The 24,848-nt window shown below is 45.2% G+C and carries 19 protein-coding genes; 11 read left to right on the top strand and 8 right to left on the bottom strand.

Going from position 1 to position 24,848, the window contains the following annotated elements; translation table 11 throughout:
* Positions 1 to 7: 7 nt before the first annotated feature.
* Positions 8 to 430, top strand: coding sequence for an OsmC family protein (locus GVN20_RS16715; protein ID WP_166559436.1), 423 nt, complete (start codon positions 8 to 10; stop codon positions 428 to 430).
* A 52-nt stretch (positions 431 to 482) separates the two neighbouring features.
* On the opposite strand, the gene GVN20_RS16710 is transcribed toward GVN20_RS16715, so the two are convergent.
* Positions 483 to 1,151 (bottom strand): OmpW family outer membrane protein, encoded by a 669-nt coding sequence (locus GVN20_RS16710; RefSeq protein ID WP_166559435.1) that lies wholly within the window; start codon positions 1,149 to 1,151, stop codon positions 483 to 485.
* Between the two features lie 69 nt (positions 1,152 to 1,220).
* A complete protein-coding gene (locus tag GVN20_RS16705; RefSeq protein WP_166559434.1) occupies positions 1,221 to 1,829 on the bottom strand; it encodes a DUF4136 domain-containing protein in 609 nt (202 codons plus the stop codon).
* A gap of 70 nt (positions 1,830 to 1,899) precedes the next feature.
* Here GVN20_RS16705 and GVN20_RS16700 point away from each other — a divergent pair, with 70 nt between their 5' ends.
* Positions 1,900 to 2,817 (top strand): histone deacetylase, encoded by a 918-nt coding sequence (locus tag GVN20_RS16700; protein WP_166559433.1) that lies wholly within the window; start codon positions 1,900 to 1,902, stop codon positions 2,815 to 2,817.
* Between the two features lie 52 nt (positions 2,818 to 2,869).
* Here GVN20_RS16700 and feoB read toward each other — a convergent pair whose 3' ends face one another.
* Together feoB and GVN20_RS16690 are read right to left on the bottom strand one after the other, a co-directional pair.
* Positions 2,870 to 4,999 carry a ferrous iron transport protein B gene (feoB, locus tag GVN20_RS16695; RefSeq protein WP_166559432.1) on the bottom strand — a complete coding sequence of 710 codons (2,130 nt, stop codon included), beginning with the start codon at positions 4,997 to 4,999 and terminating at the stop codon, positions 2,870 to 2,872.
* Between the two features lie 6 nt (positions 5,000 to 5,005).
* Positions 5,006 to 5,233, bottom strand: coding sequence for a FeoA family protein (locus GVN20_RS16690; protein ID WP_114066446.1), 228 nt, complete (start codon positions 5,231 to 5,233; stop codon positions 5,006 to 5,008).
* A gap of 305 nt (positions 5,234 to 5,538) precedes the next feature.
* Here GVN20_RS16690 and GVN20_RS16685 point away from each other — a divergent pair, with 305 nt between their 5' ends.
* The 9 genes from GVN20_RS16685 (at position 5,539) to rsgA (ending at position 18,396) form a co-directional block, all read left to right on the top strand.
* Positions 5,539 to 5,919: a hypothetical protein gene (locus tag GVN20_RS16685; protein ID WP_166559431.1), complete on the top strand. Its 381-nt coding sequence runs from the start codon at positions 5,539 to 5,541 to the stop codon at positions 5,917 to 5,919.
* A gap of 183 nt (positions 5,920 to 6,102) precedes the next feature.
* Complete coding sequence (locus GVN20_RS16680; RefSeq protein WP_114066448.1) at positions 6,103 to 6,819, top strand: VIT1/CCC1 transporter family protein; 717 nt, start codon at positions 6,103 to 6,105, stop codon at positions 6,817 to 6,819.
* Between the two features lie 47 nt (positions 6,820 to 6,866).
* On the top strand, positions 6,867 to 11,180 hold the full coding sequence (locus GVN20_RS16675; protein ID WP_166559430.1) for a CusA/CzcA family heavy metal efflux RND transporter: 4,314 nt from the start codon (positions 6,867 to 6,869) through the stop codon (positions 11,178 to 11,180).
* 44 nt (positions 11,181 to 11,224) lie between these two features.
* Complete coding sequence (locus GVN20_RS16670; protein ID WP_166559429.1) at positions 11,225 to 12,424, top strand: efflux RND transporter periplasmic adaptor subunit; 1,200 nt, start codon at positions 11,225 to 11,227, stop codon at positions 12,422 to 12,424.
* A 105-nt stretch (positions 12,425 to 12,529) separates the two neighbouring features.
* Positions 12,530 to 13,117 (top strand): peptidylprolyl isomerase, encoded by a 588-nt coding sequence (locus GVN20_RS16665; protein ID WP_166559428.1) that lies wholly within the window; start codon positions 12,530 to 12,532, stop codon positions 13,115 to 13,117.
* A 156-nt stretch (positions 13,118 to 13,273) separates the two neighbouring features.
* A complete protein-coding gene (locus tag GVN20_RS16660) occupies positions 13,274 to 14,899 on the top strand; it encodes a hypothetical protein (protein ID WP_166559427.1) in 1,626 nt (541 codons plus the stop codon).
* Between the two features lie 138 nt (positions 14,900 to 15,037).
* Entirely contained in the window at positions 15,038 to 16,246 is a 1,209-nt protein-coding gene (locus tag GVN20_RS16655) for a DegT/DnrJ/EryC1/StrS aminotransferase family protein (RefSeq protein ID WP_114066453.1), read from the top strand.
* 46 nt (positions 16,247 to 16,292) lie between these two features.
* Positions 16,293 to 17,372: an iron-containing alcohol dehydrogenase family protein gene (locus GVN20_RS16650; protein WP_166559426.1), complete on the top strand. Its 1,080-nt coding sequence runs from the start codon at positions 16,293 to 16,295 to the stop codon at positions 17,370 to 17,372.
* A gap of 100 nt (positions 17,373 to 17,472) precedes the next feature.
* Positions 17,473 to 18,396, top strand: coding sequence for a ribosome small subunit-dependent GTPase A (gene rsgA, locus GVN20_RS16645; RefSeq protein ID WP_114460632.1), 924 nt, complete (start codon positions 17,473 to 17,475; stop codon positions 18,394 to 18,396).
* A 134-nt stretch (positions 18,397 to 18,530) separates the two neighbouring features.
* Here rsgA and GVN20_RS16640 read toward each other — a convergent pair whose 3' ends face one another.
* From GVN20_RS16640 to recR, 4 genes are all read right to left on the bottom strand, one after another.
* Positions 18,531 to 20,213, bottom strand: a complete 1,683-nt coding sequence (locus GVN20_RS16640; RefSeq protein ID WP_206023293.1) for a RagB/SusD family nutrient uptake outer membrane protein — start codon at positions 20,211 to 20,213, stop codon at positions 18,531 to 18,533.
* 13 nt (positions 20,214 to 20,226) lie between these two features.
* On the bottom strand, positions 20,227 to 23,277 hold the full coding sequence (locus GVN20_RS16635; protein WP_229599091.1) for a TonB-dependent receptor: 3,051 nt from the start codon (positions 23,275 to 23,277) through the stop codon (positions 20,227 to 20,229).
* 385 nt (positions 23,278 to 23,662) lie between these two features.
* A complete protein-coding gene (locus GVN20_RS16630) occupies positions 23,663 to 24,040 on the bottom strand; it encodes a hypothetical protein (protein ID WP_114460609.1) in 378 nt (125 codons plus the stop codon).
* A gap of 158 nt (positions 24,041 to 24,198) precedes the next feature.
* A complete protein-coding gene (gene recR / locus GVN20_RS16625; protein ID WP_166559424.1) occupies positions 24,199 to 24,804 on the bottom strand; it encodes a recombination mediator RecR in 606 nt (201 codons plus the stop codon).
* Positions 24,805 to 24,848: the final 44 nt, after the last annotated feature.

Here is a 24,848-nt window from a genome sequence, read left to right as displayed (position 1 = left end):
AAAAATCATGAAAGTAGAATTAGTACGCGTAGACGACGGCTTTCATTTTGAGGCCACGGGTTCATCGGACCAAAAAGTACACACCGATGCCTCTCCAAACATTGGCGGCAAAAATATGGGCGCTCGCCCAATGGAATTATTACTGATGGGACTCGGTGGCTGTACGGCCATTGACGTCGTGTTGGTCTTAAAAAAACAGCGTCAGGAGATATTGGATTTTCGAATTTCGGTAGAAGGCGACCGAATCAAAGAAGACGACACAGAGCGCTCGCCTTTCCGCAAAATAACCATTCACTATTTCTTCAAAGGAAACCTCGACCGCGCCAAAGTAGAGCGGGCCGTAAAACTCTCAATGGAGAAATATTGCTCGGCAACGGCCCAATTTGAACCATTGGCCGAAATTTTTCACGAGATTACGATTGAAGCTTAACTAGTAGGCAGTAGACAAAATAGTACTGCCTACTGCTTACTTCCTACTGATTCTACCACCAACGATAAAACAGCCCTATGCGGGCGTTGAGGGTTGAAGCATCTTTGATTCCTTCGGCGACAGACTCAAACGGCAAGTGTTGGTATGTAGCTCCCGCTTCTAAGCCCAATTTCCCCTGTTTTTTAAACAGCACACGCACTCCCGCTCCAGCTTGGGCCACAAATCGAAATCCATTATCTCCCGTCGGAATGTTTCCCCAGTAATTTATCAATTCGGCAAACGCTCCCCCAAGGCCTACCTGCACATACGGTCGCACGCGGGCATTGACGTTTCCAACGTGGTAACTCCCCGTCACTACCAAAGGCACGGCCGAAAAAGTACGCGTTTGAACGGCAGAAACATCCTGATTGTCAGAACTATAAACCTGTCTTCCAATACGATTTTGGAAGTATTGCGAGCCTATGGAAAGACCCGCCGATAAATTCGTTTTAGGGAAGACAAAGTCAACCGCAACGTTGTAATTACGCAACGTCGTGTTATCCATGTAATTACCAAATGTACCGGTTGGCAGCCCCAATCCACCCGTTACTGACACCCGGTAAGTAGTATAACGTTCGTAGGGCGACTGACGTTTAAATAATTCGGGCCGGTCAACCACTTGCTGCGCAAAGAGCTCTCCCGCAAACATAAGGGCAATGGCCAAACAAATGACTCTTTTCATATTATATATTATTTAACGAGCAACTTTTGAGGTTTACGGGTCCGAGAAACCCCACCTATTGCTGAATTTTTAATTCTTTTTAAGGTAGGTTGATTGCGTAAAAACTGCGTCAATGACCGATGCAACGGCATTTTCATCAAAAATTCCATCGCCTCGTATCTGTGCATTCCAGACAACCGTTGCTTTGTCACTCGTGCCAGCATTCTTAAGATCAATGATTTCAACGTACCAATACCTTTCCGTCGTTTGATAATACGAATACGTAGGCGGATAATAAAAACCACCACCGCCAAAACCCCAGTAGGTGTTCCAAGGATTAAAATTGGCCACTACTCCCGTTTGGGTTTCGCTGATTCGAAGCACGTTTACGCCAAAATCAGGCTTGGCGGTTTTGCCTACTCTGGCGTAGCCTCGCTTGGTCATATTTTCAGCCACACGGCTCAACACGCGAAAATCCAACGCCGTCGTGGCCACCCCCGAGCGGTCATTTTGAACCACAAATACACTATCCGCCAAGCTGAAAGTGCTATAATTTCCGAAATTGGTGTTTTTCTCGTAGTTTGTTATAAACACTTGTGAATCCTCTGGCGTTAGGTCCTGTAAGGCATCTGGGCTACACGACCAGCTCATTGCCGCCACCGCAAGCCCCAGCATGATGTTCAAATACTTAACTTTCATTGTTTTACGAAATTGATTAAATGTGTGTCTTTTATTAACGAAAATATCCCCCAAATCATTTCATCTATTCATGCTCTATATTGCCCACGACCCTATTTATTGTCATCCGTTACCAACAGGCCCAAATGGCGAACCACACCGTTTTCCCATGCTCAAATACGAACTCATACCTGAACAACTCCTCTACGAAGGCACTTGCACAAGCGAAAATTTCTTTTCGCCTGGCACGTTAGAAGAGCGGTGGATTTTGGGCGTACACACCTACCCATATTGGGAAGATTTGAGGCGGTTACGGATTTCAGAAAAAATGGTCAGACGCATCGGTTTTCCGTTGTCGGCGCGGCTCATTGAGCGCGAAACCCGTATTGCCCAAGGCACGATTGAATGTACGCATTATGCGTCAAAATATGGCATTTCGATGAACGTAGCTGGTGGAACACACCATGCTTATGCCGACCGTGGGGAGGGTTTTTGCCTCTTGAATGACGTTGCCATTGCCGCTAATTATCTGTTAGAAAACAGATTAGCTACCAAGATACTGGTCATTGACTTAGACGTGCATCAAGGAAACGGCACTGCCGTTATCTTTCAGAATGACCCGCGCGTGTTTACTTTTTCGATGCACGGCAAAGACAATTATCCTTTGCACAAAGAAATTTCTAATTTAGATATTGCCCTGCCCACGGGCTCCCAAGACGACGAATATTTAGGACTTCTTACCCAAACGCTACCTTCTCTTTTTGAACAACAAAAACCCGATTTTGCTTTTTACATTTCGGGCGTTGACATTTTGGGGACGGATAAATTGGGAAAACTTAAAGTAAGTATTGCCGGTTGTCGCCAACGCGACGAATTTGTGTTTGAACAATGCCAAGCGCACCAAGTTCCCGTGGTGGTGTCGATGGGTGGGGGGTATTCCCCGCGCATTGCCGACATTGTAGAAGCACACTGCAACACGTTTCGGAGTGCGCAAAAGATCTATTTCTGATGCAATTTTCTGGTATGCGTCAGACAGTCAAAACCGTCTGACGCATAAATAATTATTTCAACAACTGATAAGTCACAAAAGCCAAACCATACGCCAGCGCCGTCATGTAAGCCAACTGAATCAGGGGCCATTTCCAGCCGTGGGTTTCGCGGTAGACAACCGCAATGGTACTCATGCACATCATGGCAAATACGTAGAAAATCAAGAGCGAAAACGCCAACGCAGGCGTGTACATTGGCTCACCCGTTTTGGGATTGATTTCGGCACGCATTCGGGCTTTAATGGTGCCATTGTCGTCATCTGCGGCGCTGCCGATGCTGTAAATAGTACTCATTGTTCCCACAAATACCTCACGGGCCGCAAATGACGCCAGCAAGGCAATGCCAATCTTCCAATCATAGCCCAAAGGCGCGATGGCAGGTTCAATAAATTTACCAAAATGCCCCGCGTAAGAATGTTCTAATTTATACGCCGCAACGGCATTGTCGAGCGTGGTACCTTCCAGGGCAGGATTAGATTTCTGGACCGTTTCTTCCGCCCGTGCAATCGTATCGCCAGGGCCATACGACGCCAACACCCACAAAATAATCGAAATCGCTACGATAATTTTTCCCGCTTCGGTCACAAAAGATTTGACGCTGTCCCACACCGACAAGCCCACATGATACCACCTTGGAGTCTTGTAGGTCGGCATTTCCATCACAAAATAACCGCGCTCGGTATTTTTTACCATTCCTTTGATGACCCAAGCTGAAAGCAGCGCACTCACCAGACCCAGCAGGTAAAGTCCCATCAACGTCAATCCCTGCAAGGTAAAAAAGCCCAAAACAGGTGTTGCGGGAACCACCAAAGCAATCAAAATGGTAAAAATGGGCAAACGCGCCGAGCAACTCATCAGGGGAGTTACCAGAATGGTAAGCAAACGCTCCTTACGATTTCCGATGCTTCGCGCCGACATAATGGCGGGTACTGCACAGGCCACGCCCGAAATCAGCGGCACCACACTTTTACCGTTTAGACCGAATTTACGCATCAGTTTATCCATGATGACCATCACTCGGGCCATATAGCCAGATTCTTCCAACAAAGCCACTAGAAAAAAGAGAAAGGCAATTTGGGGTATAAAAATCACCACGCCACCAATACCCGCAATGAGTCCATCGGTCAATAAATCTGTTAAAGCTCCCGACGGTAACTGTTGTTTTAGCCAATCATTCAGCGCCGACACCCCCGCATCAATCAAATCCATCGGGTAGGTTGCGAGCGTAAAAACAGCCTGAAAGATGGTGAGCAACACCATCAAAAACACCGCATATCCCCAAAAAGGATGCAGCAAAATGGCGTCTAGTCGCTTGGTCCACAGTGGTTTTACCAAAAAATCATCCGCCGCTTTGACCGAATCCTTGACCAAACCATCAATCATCGCGTAGCGATGCATGGTTTCGGCGGCCTGAAACCCACTTTCTTTGAAGTCATACTTCTCAATGAGTTGGTCAAAAGCGACTCTTTTTTCGGTGTTCAAAAACGAAAAAATATCGTGCTGTTGCACGTAGTGCAACGCCAGATAATTGTTGGAAAGCTGATTGGTACGCTTAACATCGTTGATTAATTCTGGGAATTGATCGGCAGGATTAAAAAAATATTTTTGATTCAGCGTCGTGATTACGGGTCTTTCGAGGGTTTGCACAACGGCTTGCTTCAAATTATCCAAGCCTTCGCCCACTCGGGCATTGATACGCACCACGGGCACGCCAAGTTTCATGGCCAATTTTACCGCATTGACCTGAAGGTGTTTATCACGCGCTACGTCTAGCATATTCAGCGCCAATACTACGGGCAGCCCCAAATCTGCCACCTGCGTAAAAAGCAATAAATTGCGTTTAAGATTGGAGGCATCGGCTACCATTACCACCACATCGGGGTAGTTTTCATGGGCGGGATTGGCCAAAATATCAATCACAACCCGTTCATCCAGCGACTTTGGGTACAGGCTGTACAAACCGGGCAAATCAATGACGATGGACTCGGTTTTGGGGTCCAACAACCACGTCCCCGATTTTTTTTCAATCGTTACGCTTGGAAAATTCCCCACCTTTTGGCGCAGGCCGGTGAGTTGATTAAATAAGGAAGATTTGCCGCTATTGGGATTGCCGATAAGGGCTATGGTGGGTGTCTTTTTCAAAGTGTATTAAATGCTATCTTCAACCAAAACCGTTGCTGCTTCGTCTTTGCGCAGGGCAAGGCAGTAGCCATTGACCTGAATACCGAGGGGATCGCCAAAGGGAGCTATAAAATCCAACATTACTTCAGAACCGGGCAGGCAGCCCATTTCCAGCAATTTCAACGATAAATCCACTTGGCGAAATGCCTTTACAAAAGCACGTTCTCCGATTTTTAAATCAGCAATGGTTTTCATTCTGTATTCTCCGTCCGTTATTCGTTTTTATCTTTTCGTCGTTCAAATCAATGAAAGAACTAAATAATAGTTAATAACGAATTTATTTAGATTGAGTTTAAATAAACAACTGCAAAATAACATTTCTATTGCAAGAATATCAAATGACAAGCGTCATCCTTCCAAAACAAAAAATGCAATTTATTGAAAATCAATATTTTATATATAATAATATCTATACTAATTCTAAATTCTCAACAAAATGAACACGACGAGTCGATTCTTCGACGGATAAACCTATTTTTGTTGATTAACAACATTTCTTAATGAAAGTTTTGGTAGCATACAGTTTGGCATTTGTGGTGCTGGCACAAAGTCTCCTCCCCCGGGCGGCGACTGACCTGCTGCGCTCGCCAGAAGTATGGGCCCACTTTGAAGAACACAAGCAGGAATCGCCCCAACCATTGAGTTTTTGGCAGTTTATGCTCATGCATTATTCTGCCGATTCAAACCATACCAAACAAACCAAACACCACCTTCCGAGTGTTGATTTCAACGGCGTAGCGGGTCTTTGTGTCCTGCCGTCGGTGGCGATTGCCCTTGAACATTACAGTCTTCCTATTTTTGCCAAAAAAGCCAATTTCCAATGGCTTAATTCGTACGCCTTTCTCTCCTTCAAGGCATTGATTTGTCCACCCCGAGCATAGTTTTATTTTCCTTCATGGGAGCATTGGCTCTTTTCGGATGCGTTTGCGCAGCCGACTAAGGCCGTTTCTATTTTACGTATCGCTATTCTTGAATTTTTTCACGAACTCTGGCCGAAGCGTAAGCTCCTACTTCTAAATCATTCAGGCAAACTCTATCACAAAAAATTTTAAGCATTACTCCTCATGGATACCATTCGCCATCATGAAGGCTCAATTCTTCACAAAGAAGAACACTTGAGCAGTTCGGCTTTCATTACCGACATTGTCATTGGTATGTCTGACGGCCTGACCGTCCCTTTTGCTTTAGCGGCAGGACTAAGCGGTGCCGTTGACAGCAACGCGCTGGTTATCACGGCCGGAATCGCCGAAATCGTGGCGGGTTCTATCGCAATGGGATTGGGCGGTTTTCTGGCTGGACAAACAGAAGTAGAACATTACGATGCTGAGTTCAAACGTGAATACTGGGAAGTAGACCATTTACCAGAGCGCGAAAAAGCGGAAATCAAAGAAATCTTTGCCGATATGGGCATAAGCGAACCCTTGCAGAATCAGGTAGTTGAAGACATTGCCAAAGACAAAGACAAATGGGTGGAGTTTATGATGAAATATGAGCTAGGGCTACAAAAACCCGACCCCAATCAGGCCCGAAAAAGCGCACTAACTATCGGTATTTCGTACGCAATGGGCGGATTTGTTCCTTTGCTGCCCTATTTTATCACAAGTACACCTACCGAAGGCTTGGCATGGTCAGCGGCAATGACCCTGCTTTGTTTGTTTGTATTTGGGTATTTCAAAAGCAGAGCCACTGGTCAAGCGCCTTGGTTAGGCGCGTTGAAAGTAACCCTCATCGGCGCAGTAGCCGCCGCCGCCGCTTTCGGAGTGGCAAAATTGTTCGATTAAACTCAATAACCAACCCTAACTTCTCAAAAACAACTTAAAAAAGTACCATGATTGATTCACTGATTCATTACAGTATCAAAAACAAACTTATCATCGGGTTGGCGGTGCTGGCATTGGTGATTTGGGGCGGCTACTCGCTTTCGCGTTTGCCTGTCGATGCCGTTCCCGACATTACCACCAACCAAGTACAAATCCTAACCCTTACACCCACCCTTGCCGCGCAGGAGGTAGAACAGTTTGTGACTACTCCTATTGAGCTTTCATTGGCCAATATTCCAGACGTGACCGAAATTCGTTCCGTTTCCAAACTGGGCCTATCGGTGGTCACGGTAGTGTTCAAAGATGAAATGGACATTGTCAGGGGCAAACAATGGGTATCCGAACAACTCAAAATGGTGGAAGCAGATATTCCCACGGAATTCGGCAAACCAATGATTGCGCCACTGACAACGGGATTAGGTGAAATTTACCAATACACACTTGCTACCAAAGAAGGTTTTCACGACAAGTACGACCTGACCGAACTACGCACCATTCAGGACTGGATAGTCAAACGGCAATTGGTTGGTATTGAGGGTGTAATTGAAATCAGCAGTTTCGGAGGGTTTGTCAAACAATACGAAGTAAGCGTCAACCCCGAGCGCCTACGCAGTCACAACATCACGCTTCCTGAGTTATTTACGGCGCTCCAAACCAACAACGCCAACACGGGCGGCAGTTACATTGAGCGCGTGGGCCAAGCGCAGTTTATCCGGGGCGAAGGCGTCGTCAAAAGCCTTTCTGACATTGAACAGATTGTGGTTAAGAATGTAAACGGCATCCCTGTTTTGGTCAAAGACGTGGCAAGCGTCGGCTTCGGACACGCAAACCGCTTCGGAGCGCTGGTCCGTAACGGTGAAGGTGAAGCCGTGGGTGGTATAGTGCTGATGCTCAAAGGTGCCAACTCTGCCAACACCGTAAACGCCGTGAAAGAACGGGTAGCCCGTATTCAGAAAACCCTACCCGAAGGCATCGAAATCGTGCCGTTTATTGAACGAACAAAATTGATTAACAAAACCATCTCGACCGTTACCGAAAACCTCCTCCTCGGTGGGCTTATCGTTATTGTAGTTTTGGTCATGCTCATGGGGAGTCTGCGCGCGGGTTTGGTAGCGGCATCGGTGATTCCGCTCGCCATGCTTTTTACGATTGGCATGATGAACACGTTTGACATTTCGGCCAACCTCATGTCGCTCGGGGCCATTGACTTTGGCGTAATTGTAGACGGGGCCGTGATTATTGTGGAGGCCATTGTTCACCGATTTCAGGTGTGGTACGAAGAAAACAAACGAAACAACGTGGACGACCCTGCCGAGCGCGACAATATGGTGTACGAAACCGCCAAACGTATCCGTACGTCAGCCGCTTTTGGCGAAATCATCATTTTAATGGTTTACCTACCCATTTTATCGTTGGTGGGCATTGAGGGCAAAATGTTTAAGCCCATGGCGCTCACGGTGGGTTTTGCCATTTTTGGGGCATTCGTGCTGTCGTTGACCTACGTACCGATGATGTCATCGTTGGTCATGGGCAAAAATCTAAACAAACACTGGACTTTTTCGGAACGCTTTCTTAAGTGGCTCTATCGCGGGTATGAACCCATGATTCGCTGGGCTTTAAACTGGAAAAAAGCGACCGTTGGCATCACCGTTGCCCTTTTTGGGGTTTCACTTTATATTTTCTCACAGTTAGGCGGGGAGTTTGTACCCACCCTCGACGAAGGAGATTTGGCCATTGATTTTCGGACCGCCTCGGGAACTTCGTTGACCGAAACCATCAATTCCGCCAACAAAGCCCACCAAATTCTAAAAAAGCATTTTCCCGAAATCCAACAAATTGTGGGCCGCGTGGGGGCGTCCGAAATTCCCACCGACCCGATGCCCATCGAGATGGTAGACCAGATGATAAACATGAAAGACATTTCGGAATGGAAGAACGCCAAAAACCGCGAAGAAATGTCGGAGAAAATGGCCGCTGTTTTGGCCGAAGAACTCCCCGGCACCAGCGTAGAAATGACGCAACCGATTCAGATGCGTTTCAATGAAATGATTACGGGCGTACGCTCCGACGTGGTAGTCAAGCTGTTTGGTAATGACTTGGACATCCTCTACGAACGGGCCAACGCCGCCGCCAAAATCATTGAAAAAGTAGACGGCGTAGCCAGCGTACGTGTAGAGCAAATTGTGGGGTTGCCGCAAATAAGCATTACTTACAATCGCTCCAAAATAGCCCAATACGGACTCAACATCGCCGACCTCAACCGCTTGGTTCGCTCAGGGTTTGCTGGAGAAACCACCGGAACCGTCTACGAAGAAGAACGCCGCTTTGAGTTGGTGGTACGCCTTGACTCCGCTCACCGTCAGGACATTGAAAACGTTCGTCAGTTGCTTGTGCCCCTACCTTCGGGAGGTACGGTACCATTGGCCGAAGTAGCGCTCATTGATTTTCGTAAAGCCCCGGCCCAGATTTCGCACGAAGAAACCCGCCGCCGCATCACCATCGGCATAGGCGTCCTCAACCGCGACATTGAGAGCGTAGTCAATGATGTACAAACGCGGCTTGAACAAAAAACAACGCTTCCGTCGGGGTATTTTTATACCTACGGTGGGGCCTTTGAAAACCTCCAACGCGCCAAAGACCGCCTGAGTTTTGCGGTGCCTTTGGCACTGTTCCTGATTTTCGCGTTGCTTTACTTCACGTTTCATTCCATCAAAGAATCCTTGTTGATTTTTACGGCGGTTCCTATGTCGGCCATCGGCGGCATCATTGCCCTCTGGCTGCGCGACATGCCGTTCAGTATCTCAGCGGGGGTAGGTTTTATTGCTTTGTTTGGAGTGGCGGTATTGAACGGAATTGTGCTGATAAGTTACCTCAATGACCTTGAAAAAGAAGGAATTACCAACCTTAGAGAGCGCATCATGCGAACGGTAGAAGTTCGTTTTCGTCCCGTTCTCATCACCGCTACCGTGGCATCATTGGGTTTTCTTCCGATGGCCATTTCCAACTCTGGCGGAGCTGAAGTACAGCGACCTTTGGCTACGGTAGTAATTGGCGGAATTTTATCCGCAACCCTTTTGACGCTGGTCGTACTGCCTGTGCTGTATGCGCTATTTACGAAAGACAATAGCAAATCCATCCCCAAAGGAGGAATGATGTTGGTATTGTTATTAATAATAGCAGCCAACGCAACAGGCCAAAATCAACAACCTCTCACCCTCACCCAAGCCATCGAACGGGCAACGCAGCAAAATCTGACACTCAAAACCACGCAATTCAACGTACAGTCTCAGCAAGCGTTGGTGAAATCGGCATGGTCATTGCCTAAATTATCTGCCGATTTATTGGCAGGGCAAATTCAGAACCGTCCCTTCGATTATACGATCAGCGCGGCACAAAGTTTTGAGCCGTTCGGGGTGTATCGAAGTCGAGAAAAAGTACTGACGCAACAAGTGAATGTAACCCAAAAGCAACAAGATATTCAGCGTAATGACTTAGTGTTTAACGTAAAACAGCAATACTATCAGCTCCTGTATCTGTACCGCCTCCAACAATTGCTCCGCGCGCAGGACACCCTCTATCAAAAAGCAGTAGAGGCGGCGACCGTTCGCTATAAAACAGGTGAAAGTACGCAATTAGAACTGGTCGCCTCGGAGACAAATCGCCGCGAAACGCAAAACCGTCAGGCGGTTTTGATACGGGAAATACAAACGTCTTACATGGGCTTACAGGCGCTGCTGTATTCCAATGAACCCCTTCAAATAGATACTTTAGTGAGTTTGCAGCGCTCCTCAGCGATGCAGGATGGCAGCAATCGGTATGTGGCTTTGGCGGAGGAAGAAAACCGACTCAGTCGCACATTTACGGACTTAGAACGTGCCCAACTCAAGCCCGACTGGCGCGTTGGAGTGGCCAATCAATCCATTGAAAAACGGTTAGGTTTTACTTACGTTTCGGGGGGGTTAGGTATTCCGCTCAACACCAAGCCCCAAAAGGCCCGCATCGAAGCCGCCCGAATCAGTGAACAGGCCACCGAAAACCAACTGAAAGCGGTGCAGTTTCAGACCGAAGCCAATGTCAAAATATTACGCGAAACCTTAGCCAAACTTCAAAACACCCTTCTCTACTACGAGCAATCGGCGCTACCACAAGCAGATTTACTACTCAAAACCACCTATAAACAATTTCGTTTGGGCGACATTGAATACGTTGAGTTTTTTCAAAATACCCGGCAGGCATGGCAAATCCGGGAAAGTTATCTCAACCAACAGCTTCAATTCAGCCAAACGGTCATTGAGTTAGAAAAGTGGCTAGGAATCGAGTAATGCAATTGCCGAAATAGAAAGTTTAAGATAAAAAAACAAACATAATGAAACGCACATATCCCCTCATAAATCCCTCAACGCCTGCTTTATCGCCCTGTAAAACAGATGCCTTCATGGGGCGAATCACCGGCTTGATAAAGCACCTTCTTTTGCCTTTTGCGTTTTACATTCTTCTGCTGAGCTGTTCAAAAACCGAAACCGCCCAAACCGAAGAAGCCACTGCCACCGCTCCCACTGAACTCAAACTAACGGCCGAGCAGGAAAAAAACTTCGGAATTACCCTTGGCAGTCCCGAAATGCGGATGGTCTACGATGCCATTACCCTCAACGGCGTCGTGGAAGCGCCTCCGCAACAAACCGCATCGGTGAGTTTCCCACTCACTGGCATCGTACGGAGTATCAACGTATTGGCAGGAAGTCAAGTAGGCAAAGGCAGCACTTTGGCCACCGTTGAAAGCCTAGAACTCATTCAGTTACAGGAAGATTACTGGAAAACAGTTGGACAATTGACTTTTGCGGAGCAAGAACGCCAACGCCAAGCTACCCTCACGCAAGAAGATGTTGGGGCTAAACGCAAACTTCAGCAGGCAGAAGCTGACGCTCGCGTACTCGAAGCAGCTAAACAAGGATTGGAAGCCAAATTGCAGGTTGTGGGAATCGATCCTAAAAACCTAAAAACCAACCAAATAGTGCGCACCATTGCCATACGGTCACCTATTACGGGCATAGTGAAAATGACCGATGCCACAATTGGCAAATCAATCTCAGCGGGCGAATCCTTGTTTGAAATTGTGAATCAATCGGGCGCGCGATTGGTATTGAAAGTATTTGAGAAAGACCTTCCACAAGTTAAAGTAGGGCAAAAAGTAGTATTTACGGGAGGCTCGGCTACCATCACGGGGCTGGGTAATAATTTCGACCCCACGAGCCGTACCGTAGACGCCTATGCCAACCTCAACGGCCTACGCCTGTTGGCGGGTCAGTACATCAATGGAAAACTAGAAGCCTCCCCACGTCAAGCCGAAACCTTACCTGAATCGGCGGTAGTACGCACGGGCGAAGCAGCCCATGTATTTATCAAAACACCCCAAGGCGTTTACCAACCCGTCGACGTCAAAACGGGCGTGACACAAGATGGGTTCGTGGAAGTCATTTTTACCAAAAAACCTTCTGTTCCGATTGTTATCACAGGAGCGCAAACGGTGCAGGCGGAGTTGACGAAAGGTTTGGGAGAAGAGGAGTAAGAAATTTAAAAGATACCTTGGTGGCCATTTATAGAATGGCCACTTTTTCAATTCTGCTGATTCTTGCTTATTTTTGAAAAAACTTCATCTCCTACCCTTCCTAGTATGCTTAAAACATTCTCATTACTCGCGCTTTCCATCGTGCTCGTAAGCTCTGTATACAAAGAAAAAACGTATGCCGTAGGGCAAATCAAAACTCCAAAAGGCGAGATACTTTTCCAACTATACGACGAAACGCCCAACCATAAAGCCAGCTTTATCAAACTCGCCAATCAACATTATTGGGATACCCTCACCTTCAACCGCGTCATCAACAACTTTGTGGCGCAAGGCGGTTGCCCCGATACGCCCGCTGGATTTTCTGACTCTCCTTACCTATTGAAGCCTGAATTCCGGAAAGAAATACGTCATATATACGGTGCCGTTGGAGCTGGTCGCGACAACAACCCCGAGATGTTGTCGGCAGGCTGCCAGTTTTACATTGTTCAAAACAAAAACGGCCTCGCCCGTTTAGACGATAAATTCACGGTTTTTGGTCAGGTGTTTAAAGGCATGGACGTAGTTGATGCCATTACTGCCGTCAAAACCGACTCACTTGACGCACCGCTGTCGCCTATCTCTCTCAAAGTGAGCGTTATTCAGTTAACCGCCAAAGAACTAAAAGAGAAAGGTTTTGCTGGCAAAATCGAATAATATCCCTATTCGATAAATTCCATCTAAGATAAAAGTAATTTGTCCTGCTATCCTAGTTGGGTGGCTAACACTATACTTTTAGCTATTTTTCCCTAACTTTGGCCACATCTAATTTTCAACGAAAAACTCTAAAAGCGTAAAAGCACTTTTTTGACCATGCTTTTTCCCAAGAAACCTTGGTGGGCATTTTGTGCTATACCAGTGTTGTTACTTGCATTTGCTCTTTACAAAAACCTTATTAATATCCCATTCGGTGACGACATTTATGTCATGGACATGTTTAATCTGCTCCATGAAGCAGATTCTGTTTGGGATAAAATTGGCATCATTTTCGGGCAACACAACGAACATCGCATTGCCCTTTCGCGCACTTTGGCCTTACTGCAATACCAGCTCATGGGCACAATTGATTTAAGGATTTGGAGTATTCTTGGTAATCTAAGCCTTCTTTTCATTGTCGCATTGTTTTATCAACATATCGGAGAACAGAAATGGTGGATTGTTCCCGTGGCCTTTATCATCATCTGTACTGCGTCCAACACCCTGATTCCGATGCAGAACTCCAACCTGTTTTCGGTCGTATTTGGGCTAACAGCTTTGCATTTTGTGCTCAAAAAATCACAATTTGCCGTTTTTCTTACTTTTTTGTGCACAGTCCTCTCTATTTTCTCCAATAGTGGGGGCTTTGCGCTTATGGCCATCATCAGCGTCGTATTTTTTTTTCAAAAACGGTACAGCCTCCTCGGAATCTGGCTTCTTTGTTGCATCGCTCTAATTGGGAGCTATTACCACAATTATCAGCCGCTTTATCGCCATCCTTCATCTGAACTGCTCTTTTACCAACTTCCTCAAGCGGCCGTTTTTTTCATTGGCTTTGCGGGTAGTATTGGCTTTAAGGTATTACCCACTGGCGCGCTTTTTATTGGATTATCGGGCATTGCGATTTACCGAAAATACTACTTCCAAAACCCCTTCGTTTTCTTAGGGGTCATTTATTGCTTAATGATGGCTAGCATGACGACCATCATGCGTTACGAATACGGCATCGACTCGGCTACTACGGAGCGTTACCGCATTTATTCCATGGTTTTTGGGGCTTGTAGTGTTATTTTAGTTAGGGATTTTCTTGCGGGGTATTCGTCAGTAATTCAAAAGAGTGCTTTTGGGATAAGTTTGCTTTTTTCTATCGCCACAAATCTAAAGTTCTTCATTCCAATGGTACGCGAAGCAGAAGCGCGTAAAGAATTGTTAACCTCAAAAATTGAGAATTATTATTTGAATAACTCTGGCTATAACTGCTTTGAGGTCAATATACTAAACAAGCTTACTGCCAACAATTTTTATCATTACCAACTCCCAAGGCCGCGCCGCAACAAAACCTACTACGATAGCCTCAATCATTTTCCAGTCAATGCCCTCAAGCTGCGCATTGACCAAGCATTTTATACCAAAGAGCACGTAATTATTAGAGGGAAAATCCTTAATCCTGCGCCTGAAATTACGTTTATGAAAGGGTTTGTACATCAATTTATCATTGTTCATCCCGCCGATACGCCCTTTGACTGCTCACACAATGAATTGACCCACCCTGACAATGAAAAAAGCATGATTGTCAATATTGACTTGAACAACGACCGAAACCACATTCGCTTCCCGCTATTTTACTTGAAACTCCCTAAAAAACATTTTAAGCATAAAAATTACACCCTTTCGTTCCTCTTTATGACTGATACTTCCGTCAACTATCCTGCGTTGGCATCTAATGTGGTCTTTCATTTGTAGGCAGTGACTAAGGCACAAAATGTTACGTCGCTACGTTACAAATCATTAACTTTGTGGCCTTGACGCATCTAATCGTTTTGCAACGTCAGCGTCTGAGCTTACGAAATCACTATCAATACGAATTAACAGTAAATTACCATGCCGGGAACCGAACTATACGGCGCCGAAGAGCGCAAAGAAATCAACGATGTGTTAGAAACCGGAATTTTTTTCCGTTATAACCACGAAGCCCAACGCAACAACATCTGGAAAGCCCGCGAGATGGAAGCGGAAGTGTGCAAAGTGGTAAATGCCAAATATGCCCATGCTGTATCGAGCGGCTCTACGGCGGCCCAATGCGCCATGGTGGCCGCGGGCATCGGGGCTGGTGACGAAATCATCGTTCCGCCGTTTACCTACATCGCCACCGTTGAGGCGGCTTTGATGATTGGTGCATTGCCCGTTTTTGCCGAAGTTGACGAAACCCTCTGTCTCTCTGCCGAAGGAATTCGCAAAGCCATCACGCCAAAAACCAAAGGAGTCTGCCTTGTACACATGTGCGGACAAATGGCCGACATGGATGCCATCATGGAAGTCATCAAGGAGCACAATCTGGTGCTCGTCGAAGACGCAGGGCAGGCCATGGGGGCAAGCTACAAAGGCACGTTCACGGGGCTTTGGGGCAAAGCAGGGGCATATTCTTACGATTTCTTTAAAATTGCTACGGCAGGTGAAGGTGGCGTTTTTGTCACCAACGACGAACAAGCCTACAAAATAGCGGATTCTTATTCCGACCACGGTCACGACCACATCGGCTCCAATCGCGGCATGGAACAGCACCCCGTCATTGGATTTAACTACCGCATTTCAGAGCTGCACGCTGCCGTTGGGTTGGCCCAAACGCGCCGGGTTCCGTTTATGGTGGAGAAAAACAATGAACATAAAAAATGGTTGATGAACCGGTTGGCCAATGTGCCGGGCGTAAGTTTTGCGCGTATCCCTGACCCAGACGGCGACTCTGCTACGTTCTTAAACCTGCTGCTCCCAGATACTGATTCGGCACAATCCGTTGTCAATGAACTCAATGCTGCAGGTGTAGGTGGTTTTAACTATTGGTTTACCAATATGTACCACTTCATCAATCAGTGGGACCACATCAAAGAAATGCGCACTGCAGGCAAGCTGGCCGTACAAGTATTGGGTGCGCCCCAAGATTATGCCAATGTAGAACTGCCCAAATCACAGGAAGTAATCGGACGATTGATTTCATTTGGTATTCGGGTTACTTGGACCCAGACGGAGTTAGAAACGTTGGCCAATAAGCTGGAAGCAGCCATTCGGAAGGCAATGGTGGCGTATACGTGTTAATTTCGTACTAAAAAATTAAATTCTCCAAACAGGATTTAGCTTACTCATGCATAAAAATTTCAAAGGAATCGAGAAAACCGTTTTTGGACGGGGAAGTTTTAACCAATTGGGCGACATCATCGCCCCGCACCGCAGCGAAAACAATCGCTACATGGTGTTTATCGTAGATAATTACTTTAAAGGCAAAGACCTTGAAAGTCGCCTGCCTTTACTGCCCGAAGATACGGTTTACTTCATTGACGTAGACCCACACGAGCCAACAACCGAACAGATTGACACACTCCGCGATGAGATTTTGGCCACCAAAGGCCTTCCCTCGGGCATTATTGGTATCGGCGGCGGTGCCATTATGGACATTGCCAAGTGCGTATCCCTGATGGTAACAAATGAAGGCTCTTCGACCCTTTATCAAGGCTTGGATTTGATTAAAGTACCGGGCATTTATCACGTCGGGGTTCCCACTATCTCTGGAACGGGCGCAGAAGTCTCCATGACCGCCGTATTGACGGGTCCCGAGAAAAAATTAGGGTTAAAATGTGAATGGACGGTGTTTAATCAGGTAATTCTGGACCCAGACCTGATTGCTACTGTACCGCGCGACTGGTGGTTTTATGTGGGAATGGACACCTACATTCACTGCATCGAGTCCGAAAATGGGCAGTTCAACAACGCGTATTCACACGCATACGCTGAACAATCCATGAAGCTTTGCCGCGAGATTTATCTGGGAGAAAACAGCGGGCAAACCGCCGAAAACGACGATAAACTCATGGTGGCGTCGCTCATGGGTGGTTTGAGCCTGACCTACTCAGAAGTGGGCATATGTCATGCTATTAGCTACGGGCTTTCCAAAATTTTGGGAATGCGCCACTGCTACTCCAACTGCATTGCGTTCAATCATCTGGCAGACTATTATCCAGAAGGCGTAGCGGAATTTAAAGAAATGGTCGCCAAACACAACATTACGCTACCGCAAGGGTTATCCAAAGACTGGACCGACGCCCAAATCAACGCCATGGCGCATGTCTCTTATAAACTAGACCACATGTGGAACCACGCCGTAGGGTACGACTGGAAAGAAAAAGTAACGATTGAGGACATAGAAGCAATTTTCAGGAGATTATAATTTGAAAAAATCAGGTAAAATAAAGGCCCCTCCCGTCAAGTTTCAGACCAAAAGCGCCGCCGTTATTGCGCAGCGAACCGAGGAAACCAATGCCCAATCCCTGCACGGATTGGTGATTCGCTCTACTGGTTCTTGGTACGACATCCGCGATGCAGAAGGACAAATCTGGCAGTGCAGGTTGCGGGGTAAATTTAAGTACCAAGACCTAAAAGTCACCAACCCAGTGGCTGTTGGAGATTCTGTATATTGGGAAATAGAAGATGAAACGGCTCAAAAGGGCGTTATCAACGATATTTTACCCCGTCGCAACTACATTGCCCGGAAGTCGGTGCATAAATCGGCCCACGCGCACTTATTGGCGGCCAACGTTGACCAGGCCATTATTGTGGCTACGCTTACTTTTCCGCGTACTTCGTTAGGGTTCATTGACCGTTTGTTAGTAGTAGCCGAATCGTTTCGTATACCCGGCGTGGTCATTTTCAATAAGCAAGATCTTTTTGACGACGAAATCAAGGCGTATCAACAGGAACTCGTAGACCTCTACAACCGATTGGGCTATACGTGTTTTACCACGTCGAGCGTAACGGGCGAAGGTGTTGATACCTTTCAAAAGCTACTGCAAGGAAAAGTCTCCGTTTTGTCGGGACATTCGGGCGTGGGCAAATCGACTTTGGTCAATACCATTGCACCAGATTTGAACCTTCGCACCAACGAAGTCTCAACGTTTGCCAACAAAGGGGTGCATACAACCACCTTTGCCGAAATGTTTGAACTGGCACCCGATACGTTTATCATTGATTCACCGGGTATCAAAGAGTTGGGATTATCGGAAATGGAGAAGGAAGAAATCGGCCATTATTTCCCCGAAATACGCGATTTAATCGGCCAATGTCGTTTCCATAATTGCCTCCACATCGACGAACCTAAGTGCGCCGTTAAAGAGGCCGTAGAAGCTGGCGAAATCGCCATGAGTCGATTTGAAAGCTATTTGAGTATGGTAGGTGGAGAGGATAACCGGCGATAATCTGACGTAGGGGCAGGGCTTGCCTCTGCCCTTAACCGACCGGAACATCTGCCCTTAACCTGCCAACAAAAAAGAGAGAAGCTTTCGCTTCTCTCTTTTTTGTATTCTGATTTAAACTGTAAACTGAATACTGATTAGTACCCCGGGTTTTGAGCAAAGGACGAAGTCCCTTCAGCCGTCTTGGCGCTTCTATCAATTTGTGTTTGTGGTATTGGACGTAAATAGTGTTTATCTGCCACGGCTTGAGCTTGTGGATTATGCTTTTTAACTCTATCTACCAGAAGACCCCAACGCTTCAAATCTAACCAACGCGTTTGCTCTCCCGCCAATTCACGTGCACGCTCATCAACAAGGAAATCAAATGTCAATTGAGACTCAGTGATTTTCATAGCGTCTTTTTTCCCCGGGAAAGCCGCTCTTTCTCTTACTACATTTACATCAGCAGTAGCTTCTGCTTTTTTACCAAGTTGCAAATTTGCCTCAGCACGCATGAGATAAATATCTGCCAATCTCCATACAAAATAATCTCTTGAACCTCTCGGCTCTGTTCTATCTGAACGTTTGGTATCAAAAAACTTCTGTAAGGTTGGGAACAACGCCTCATCATACCTACTTGGAACCAATACTTGATATTTTCTTTTAGCTCTTTCTGCTTGGCTCATCTCAAAACCGGGAATGAAAATTGTAGTATCACCAGCGGCAAAAGTAACTCTTGCCTTTGAATTATCGAATGAGGTATTGAAAGAACCGGGACTGTTACACAACCAAGTATCTTTAAAGGTTTTTTTGTAACGAGAATCATTCACTCTTTCTCCAAAGACAGTATTAAGAGCGAAAGCCGTTGGTCTCAATCTTTTAAACGGACGTCCATTCAGTACATCTCTTACCATACCTGCTTGGGTATCATACTGCATCCCAAAGAATAAGTGAAGGTTATTACCACCGCCACCTTCGCCACCCACATTGGTAGCATTTGTAATTTGGTCTGTGGTATATTGTACCGCAAAAACCACTTCCGCATTCTGTTGGTTATTTTCGTCGTGTACAGCGGCAAAATCATCCAAAAGTCTAAAGCCATACTTTGTAATAAGGCTGGTACACAAATCAGCGGCTTTCTGGAAATCATCAGCGGCTTTATTTGGCCCATAAGCTTTGGCTAAATATACCTTAGCCAAAAGTGCCTCAGCCGACGCTTTGGTAGCTCTACCATAATCATTTGAATGTCCTTTATTCTCTAAATCAGCTATTGCCTCATTACAGTCTTTGATTATTTGAGCATAAACTTCAGCCGAACTATTCCTTTTGGACTCTTTGGTAGGTGCCAAGGTCTCAGTTAGTCTCAAGTCGAGCGGGCCAAACTGCTCGTGTAAGATATAATAATAGTGAGCTCTCAAAAATTTCGCCTCGGCAATTCTCAATTTTTTGGTTGCATCCGAAACACCCGTCACGGTTGCAGCTCTCCCGATTACAGCGTTACAGGTATTTATGCCTCTATACATTTCATCCCACAGGATAGCCAAGTAATCTACGGTTGGTTGAATTTGGGTATCGTAGAAATGAAAACCTTTATAACCGCCATCGGCGCCCGTGGCGTAGATATCAGTTCCATACTCGGTGAATGTCAAGCCTAATTGCGTACCATAAAACGTCCTGAGCGATGAATAAGCCGCCTTTGTAGCATCTTCAAATCCTTTGGCGGTATTTATATAATCGTTTCCGATGTTTGAAATTACCTCTTCTTTTAGTAAATCTTGGCAAGAAGTACTGATGAGTAGCATGCTACCCAATGCGAATACTTTTATTTTATGTATGTTCATGATGATTAATACTTTAAAATTTAACATTTAAACCAAATGTAGTTACTGTAGTAGAGGGTGTAACTCCACTATTTACCTCAGTTGTACCCGTTGGCGAACCGGTGATGGCCGCCTCCGGATCTACACCATTGTACTTGGTCAAGTAAGAAGACCAAATCTTGGGTTGTTGTATTGATGCATACAAACGCAACGACTCCGCACCAATTTTCTTAGCAATCGCATTACTGAATGTATATCCAAAGTTGATATTTCTTAACTTAATAAAAGTTCCATCGTAGTAAAAGAGTGTTGAGTTATATACCGGAAACTCTTGATTACTTTTTGGACGTGGGAACTCATTGGTAGGATTATTAGGAGTCCAATAGTCCACTTTTATTTGTTGATAACGACCCGCAAGTTGTAGCTGGTTTCTGTGGAATCCGGATAAAATGGTGTTGCCAAAACGACCAAACAGGAAGAAGCTCAAGTCAAATCCTTTGAATTCAAATCTATTTGTAAGACCACCCGACCATTTTGGTACGTCATTTCCAATAAGTACCCTGTCGTCTGCTGTGATTCTACCATCATTATTTGTGTCCTGTACTTTGATTTGCCCAACCTCCGAACCATACGATTTAGCTAAATCAGCTTCGTTAGTTTGCCAAATTCCTGCTTTCTTGAAATCAAAATAAGTATTCAATGGATAACCAATAAACCATCTGTTACCTAAGTCATCCACTTTACCATTGTATAATTCAACGATTTCCTCTCTGTTTCGAGTAAATTGGAAGTCTGTGGTCCACTTAAAGCCACTTTTTGTATTTACGTTTACCGTAGTAAGTCCTAACTCAATACCTGAATTTCTGGTATGACCCACGTTGTTACTAAAGAAGTTAAACCCAACAGAACCAGGTAAGAAATCATTTAAGAGAAGGCTTTTGGTATTTGTCTGATAAAACTCTAATGAACCTTGTACACGCCCACGGAAAACAGAGAAATCTAATCCAATATTAGAAGTTGCAGTTGACTCCCATCTTAAGTTTGGATTGCTAATGGTACCCGGTCTAAATCCAAACGCTCCTGTTGCTCCAAAAGCGTAAGTAGTACGTCCCAATAACCCTTGTGTTTGATAAGGAGCAACCCCTTGGTTACCTACTTGACCCCAACCACCACGAAGTTTTAACATATCTACAAACGTAACATTTTTCATAAAGGGTTCATTGGAGATATTCCAACCAACTGCTATACCTGGGAAGTTACCGTATTTGGTGTTTTCACCGAAGCGGCTCGAACCATCACGACGGATAGTCATCGTCAGCAAATACTTGTCATCAAATGAATAATTTACCCGACCCATCAATGAGGCAATAGTCCATTCGGTAAGGGAAGATTGAACTCCCAAAACAGATGTTGCAGAATTTAAACTAAAAAATGATTGTGCCTGAGCCGGTATTCCCTGAACTTCGCTTCTGTATCTTTCAAAATTATCCTTTTGAATAGATTGTACACCCGTTAAATTCAAGGTATGTTTTCCGAAAGTTTTATTGTAATTCACGATGTTTTCCATTGTGAAGTTGAACCCAAAACGATTCTCGTTGAAAGCTTGTGCATCACCACGACGACGGTTGTTGGTTTCTGAACCAATAAAACGCCCAAAACGTGACAGAGTAAAGTCAGGCCCTAAGTTTAAACGATAAGTCAGACCATCAATGATTTTTACTTCGGCATAGATAGAATTGAAAATTCTGTACCGTTTCGTGTTGTCAATATTAACACCATCTACAATCTCCGAAAGCGGATTAGATAACAAGGCATCGTTTGTGGGTTCAAAAATCAAAGAACCATCGGCATTATAAGCAGCACCAAGTGGGTTGGCATTCAATGTATTTCCGTAAGGGTTCAAGTTTTCACCATTTCTAATCGAATACATCATGTAACTTGAAACACCAACTTTTAGTCTTTTATTTACTTGATGATCAACATTTACACGCAATGAATTACGGGTAAAATCTAAGCCTTTTGTAATACCCTTATCTTGGAAAAATCCACCGGAGATATAGAATGAAGTTCTGTCGTTTCCTCCTTGAATACCAATAGTATGGTTTTGCATCAATCCAGTACGGAGAATTAAATCCTGATACTGGGTATTTCTTCCTGCCGCAATACCGGCCGCAACATTAGGGTCACCTCCTAAAACTGCCACTTTGGCATCGGCTGCCGGATCTGCAACCCCTGTTGGAACAGGATTTCCTGCGGCGTCTCTGTATAAGCCTGTGGCTCTGTATGCTTCTCTTACGTATTCGGCAAATTCTTCTCCCGAAAAGAGTTCCAATTTACTGTAAGCCTTAGAAGCACCCGCATAAGTATCAAGCGTAACCGTTGTTTTTCCTTTGGTTCCACCTCTTTTTGTGGTAACTAAAACAACTCCGTTTGCACCTCTTGCTCCATAAATAGCAGTGGCCGTGGCATCTTTCAAAACTTCTATAGACTGAATATCGTTGGGATTGACATCCTCATAACCAGCTGACAATGGGATACCATCAACAACATAAAGAGGATCATTGCCAGCATTAAATGACCTACGACCACGAATTAGAATTCTTGGCGCTGCACCTGGCTTTGAGCCTGATTGTGAAACGTCAACACCCGCTGCACGACCTTGTAGGGCTTGTCCAAGGTTAGTTAAAGGCATTTCTGTAATTTGCTTGGCCGTTACTTGTGATATTGCACCAGTCATTTGGCTTTTCTTCTGAGTACCGTACCCTACAACTACCACTTCATTGAGTGATTTCTGGTCTGTTACAAGAGTAATATTGATGGTAGAGCGATTGCCTACTGGAATCTCTTGCTTTTCAAAGCCTACTGCCGAAAATACCAACACGGCAGCGTCATCTTTTACATTTACTTTAAAATTACCTTCACCATCGGTATTTGTCCCCGTGGTAGTTCCTTTTACAACTACACTAACGCCCGGAAGGGGTGCGTTATCTTCCGATGATAATACTTTTCCGCTGACAGTCTTGTCAGCATTTACGGTTGCGATAAGTTTACCGCCACTGCCATTTGTCGGTGGGGTGTAAGCCATGGACGTCGATGCACTCAGCACCGCAACAGCCACCCACACACTGCACAAAGTAGAGAATCTCCTCATAATTTTTGATAAAATTGAAATAGGTTAAAATGTAATTATTCTGGGTTCTTGTATTAAATATTCAAAGCTTAGATAGGTTGAGTTTAGCGTTATTGGCTTAGTTAAGCAAAAATTAGCCCAAATTATTTTATGCAATCGTTCCCGGTAACGTTTCCGATACATAAATTTTTACGTAATTTTTTGACTATTTTTAAGTTAAACCCCATTTAGCCACTAATGTTTTTTAAAATAATAAAACTATTTTTTGTACTATATCAACATTTCGTCGACAAAATACGCCGTTAGAACGACAATTGATCAGGAATGAACGCACGAAAAACTAATAGATTTTCCAGAGAATCCAGCCCACTAATGCCAGCCCAACAAAAAGGGCAACGAGCCAACGGGTAAGATAAAAAGCGGAAGCAATGGGTTTTACTTCCTGATCGAGTGGATCAATTTCAGGGATGGTGTGGACAGACTCTAATACTCGCTTCCAAAGCGTACGCATCTCTTGGGACGTCATGCCCATGTAGGTATCCGAAAACTGACCTACCAACGTTCGTGCTTCTGCGATTTCGTCTGATTTATAGGGGTGATTGGTGAGCCAAACTTGCCAAAAATTACTAAGTTCGACATCGTCAGGTTGCTGTACCCACCGTATAAACAGCGGCTCCGCTGCAAAGTCCTCGACGGTGTATTGAGCAAAGTTTTTCATTTGGTACTTTAGCAAGCCTGAATAGGATTTAATCTTGTCAAATAAGCGACAAACCGTCTGTTTCTACTGACATAACTGACAATTTTTTAAACCAAACCTTCATTTGTACAAATGAATGAAGTGAGTTCGTTTCGCTTATTTTTTTAGAGAAGAAAGCCCTAATCATAGTTAATTCTACTCACAATACTCCGGCCTAATGTAATTTCGTCGGCGTATTCTAAATCTCCACCGATAGGAATACCGCGTGCAATAGTGGAAATTTTGAGGGAGAAGGGTTTTAATTTTTTTTGAAGGTAGAAAGAGGTCGTATCCCCTTCCATTGTTGGGCTGAGAGCCAGAATAATTTCTTTAACTTCCGAAGTATGTTGGAGCCGCTCCAGAAGCGAATCTATTTTTAAATCACTCGGACCAATACCTTCCAATGGCGAAATAATCCCGCCCAAGACATGATAAAGTCCATTGTACTGTCCTGTATTTTCGATGGCTAATACGTCTCGGCTATCCTGCACCACACAGACAACGGACGCGTCGCGTTTTGGGCTCAAACAAATGCTGCACAGCTCGCCATCCGATATGTTATGGCATTTTTTACAATAATGAATCTGCGTCCTTACCGCCACCAGCGCATCAGCCAACGAATGTGTCTCTTTTTCAGTACGTTTGAGTAAGTGAAGTACAATTCTTAAAGCACTTTTTTTCCCGATGCCCGGAAGTTTTGATACTTCACTTACTGCTTCTTCAATTAGTTTTGAGGGAAAATTCATATAGTATAATCGGCAACACCCAGTTTCTCCCGCAAAAATACGAA

The sequence above is a fragment of the Runella sp. CRIBMP genome (genome assembly GCF_009905605.1).
In the GTDB taxonomy this organism is placed as follows: Bacteria; Bacteroidota; Bacteroidia; order Cytophagales; family Spirosomataceae; genus Runella.
Note: the sequence above shows the minus strand (reverse complement) of the source record. Positions and strands in the feature narration are given on the sequence as shown.

Coding starts and splice junctions, on each gene's coding strand:
- GVN20_RS16635 (WP_229599091.1), bottom strand. CDS start 23,277: ATGGCTTACACCCCACCGACAAATGGCAGTGGCGGTAAACTTATCGCA.
- GVN20_RS16680 (WP_114066448.1), top strand. CDS start 6,103: ATGGATACCATTCGCCATCATGAAGGCTCAATTCTTCACAAAGAAGAA.
- GVN20_RS16700 (WP_166559433.1), top strand. CDS start 1,900: ATGCTCTATATTGCCCACGACCCTATTTATTGTCATCCGTTACCAACA.
- GVN20_RS16715 (WP_166559436.1), top strand. CDS start 8: ATGAAAGTAGAATTAGTACGCGTAGACGACGGCTTTCATTTTGAGGCC.
- GVN20_RS16630 (WP_114460609.1), bottom strand. CDS start 24,040: ATGAAAAACTTTGCTCAATACACCGTCGAGGACTTTGCAGCGGAGCCG.
- GVN20_RS16670 (WP_166559429.1), top strand. CDS start 11,225: ATGAAACGCACATATCCCCTCATAAATCCCTCAACGCCTGCTTTATCG.
- recR (WP_166559424.1), bottom strand. CDS start 24,804: ATGAATTTTCCCTCAAAACTAATTGAAGAAGCAGTAAGTGAAGTATCA.
- GVN20_RS16705 (WP_166559434.1), bottom strand. CDS start 1,829: ATGAAAGTTAAGTATTTGAACATCATGCTGGGGCTTGCGGTGGCGGCA.
- GVN20_RS16675 (WP_166559430.1), top strand. CDS start 6,867: ATGATTGATTCACTGATTCATTACAGTATCAAAAACAAACTTATCATC.
- GVN20_RS16655 (WP_114066453.1), top strand. CDS start 15,038: ATGCCGGGAACCGAACTATACGGCGCCGAAGAGCGCAAAGAAATCAAC.
- GVN20_RS16665 (WP_166559428.1), top strand. CDS start 12,530: ATGCTTAAAACATTCTCATTACTCGCGCTTTCCATCGTGCTCGTAAGC.
- GVN20_RS16650 (WP_166559426.1), top strand. CDS start 16,293: ATGCATAAAAATTTCAAAGGAATCGAGAAAACCGTTTTTGGACGGGGA.
- GVN20_RS16690 (WP_114066446.1), bottom strand. CDS start 5,233: ATGAAAACCATTGCTGATTTAAAAATCGGAGAACGTGCTTTTGTAAAG.
- GVN20_RS16660 (WP_166559427.1), top strand. CDS start 13,274: ATGCTTTTTCCCAAGAAACCTTGGTGGGCATTTTGTGCTATACCAGTG.
- GVN20_RS16640 (WP_206023293.1), bottom strand. CDS start 20,213: ATGAACATACATAAAATAAAAGTATTCGCATTGGGTAGCATGCTACTC.
- GVN20_RS16685 (WP_166559431.1), top strand. CDS start 5,539: ATGAAAGTTTTGGTAGCATACAGTTTGGCATTTGTGGTGCTGGCACAA.
- GVN20_RS16710 (WP_166559435.1), bottom strand. CDS start 1,151: ATGAAAAGAGTCATTTGTTTGGCCATTGCCCTTATGTTTGCGGGAGAG.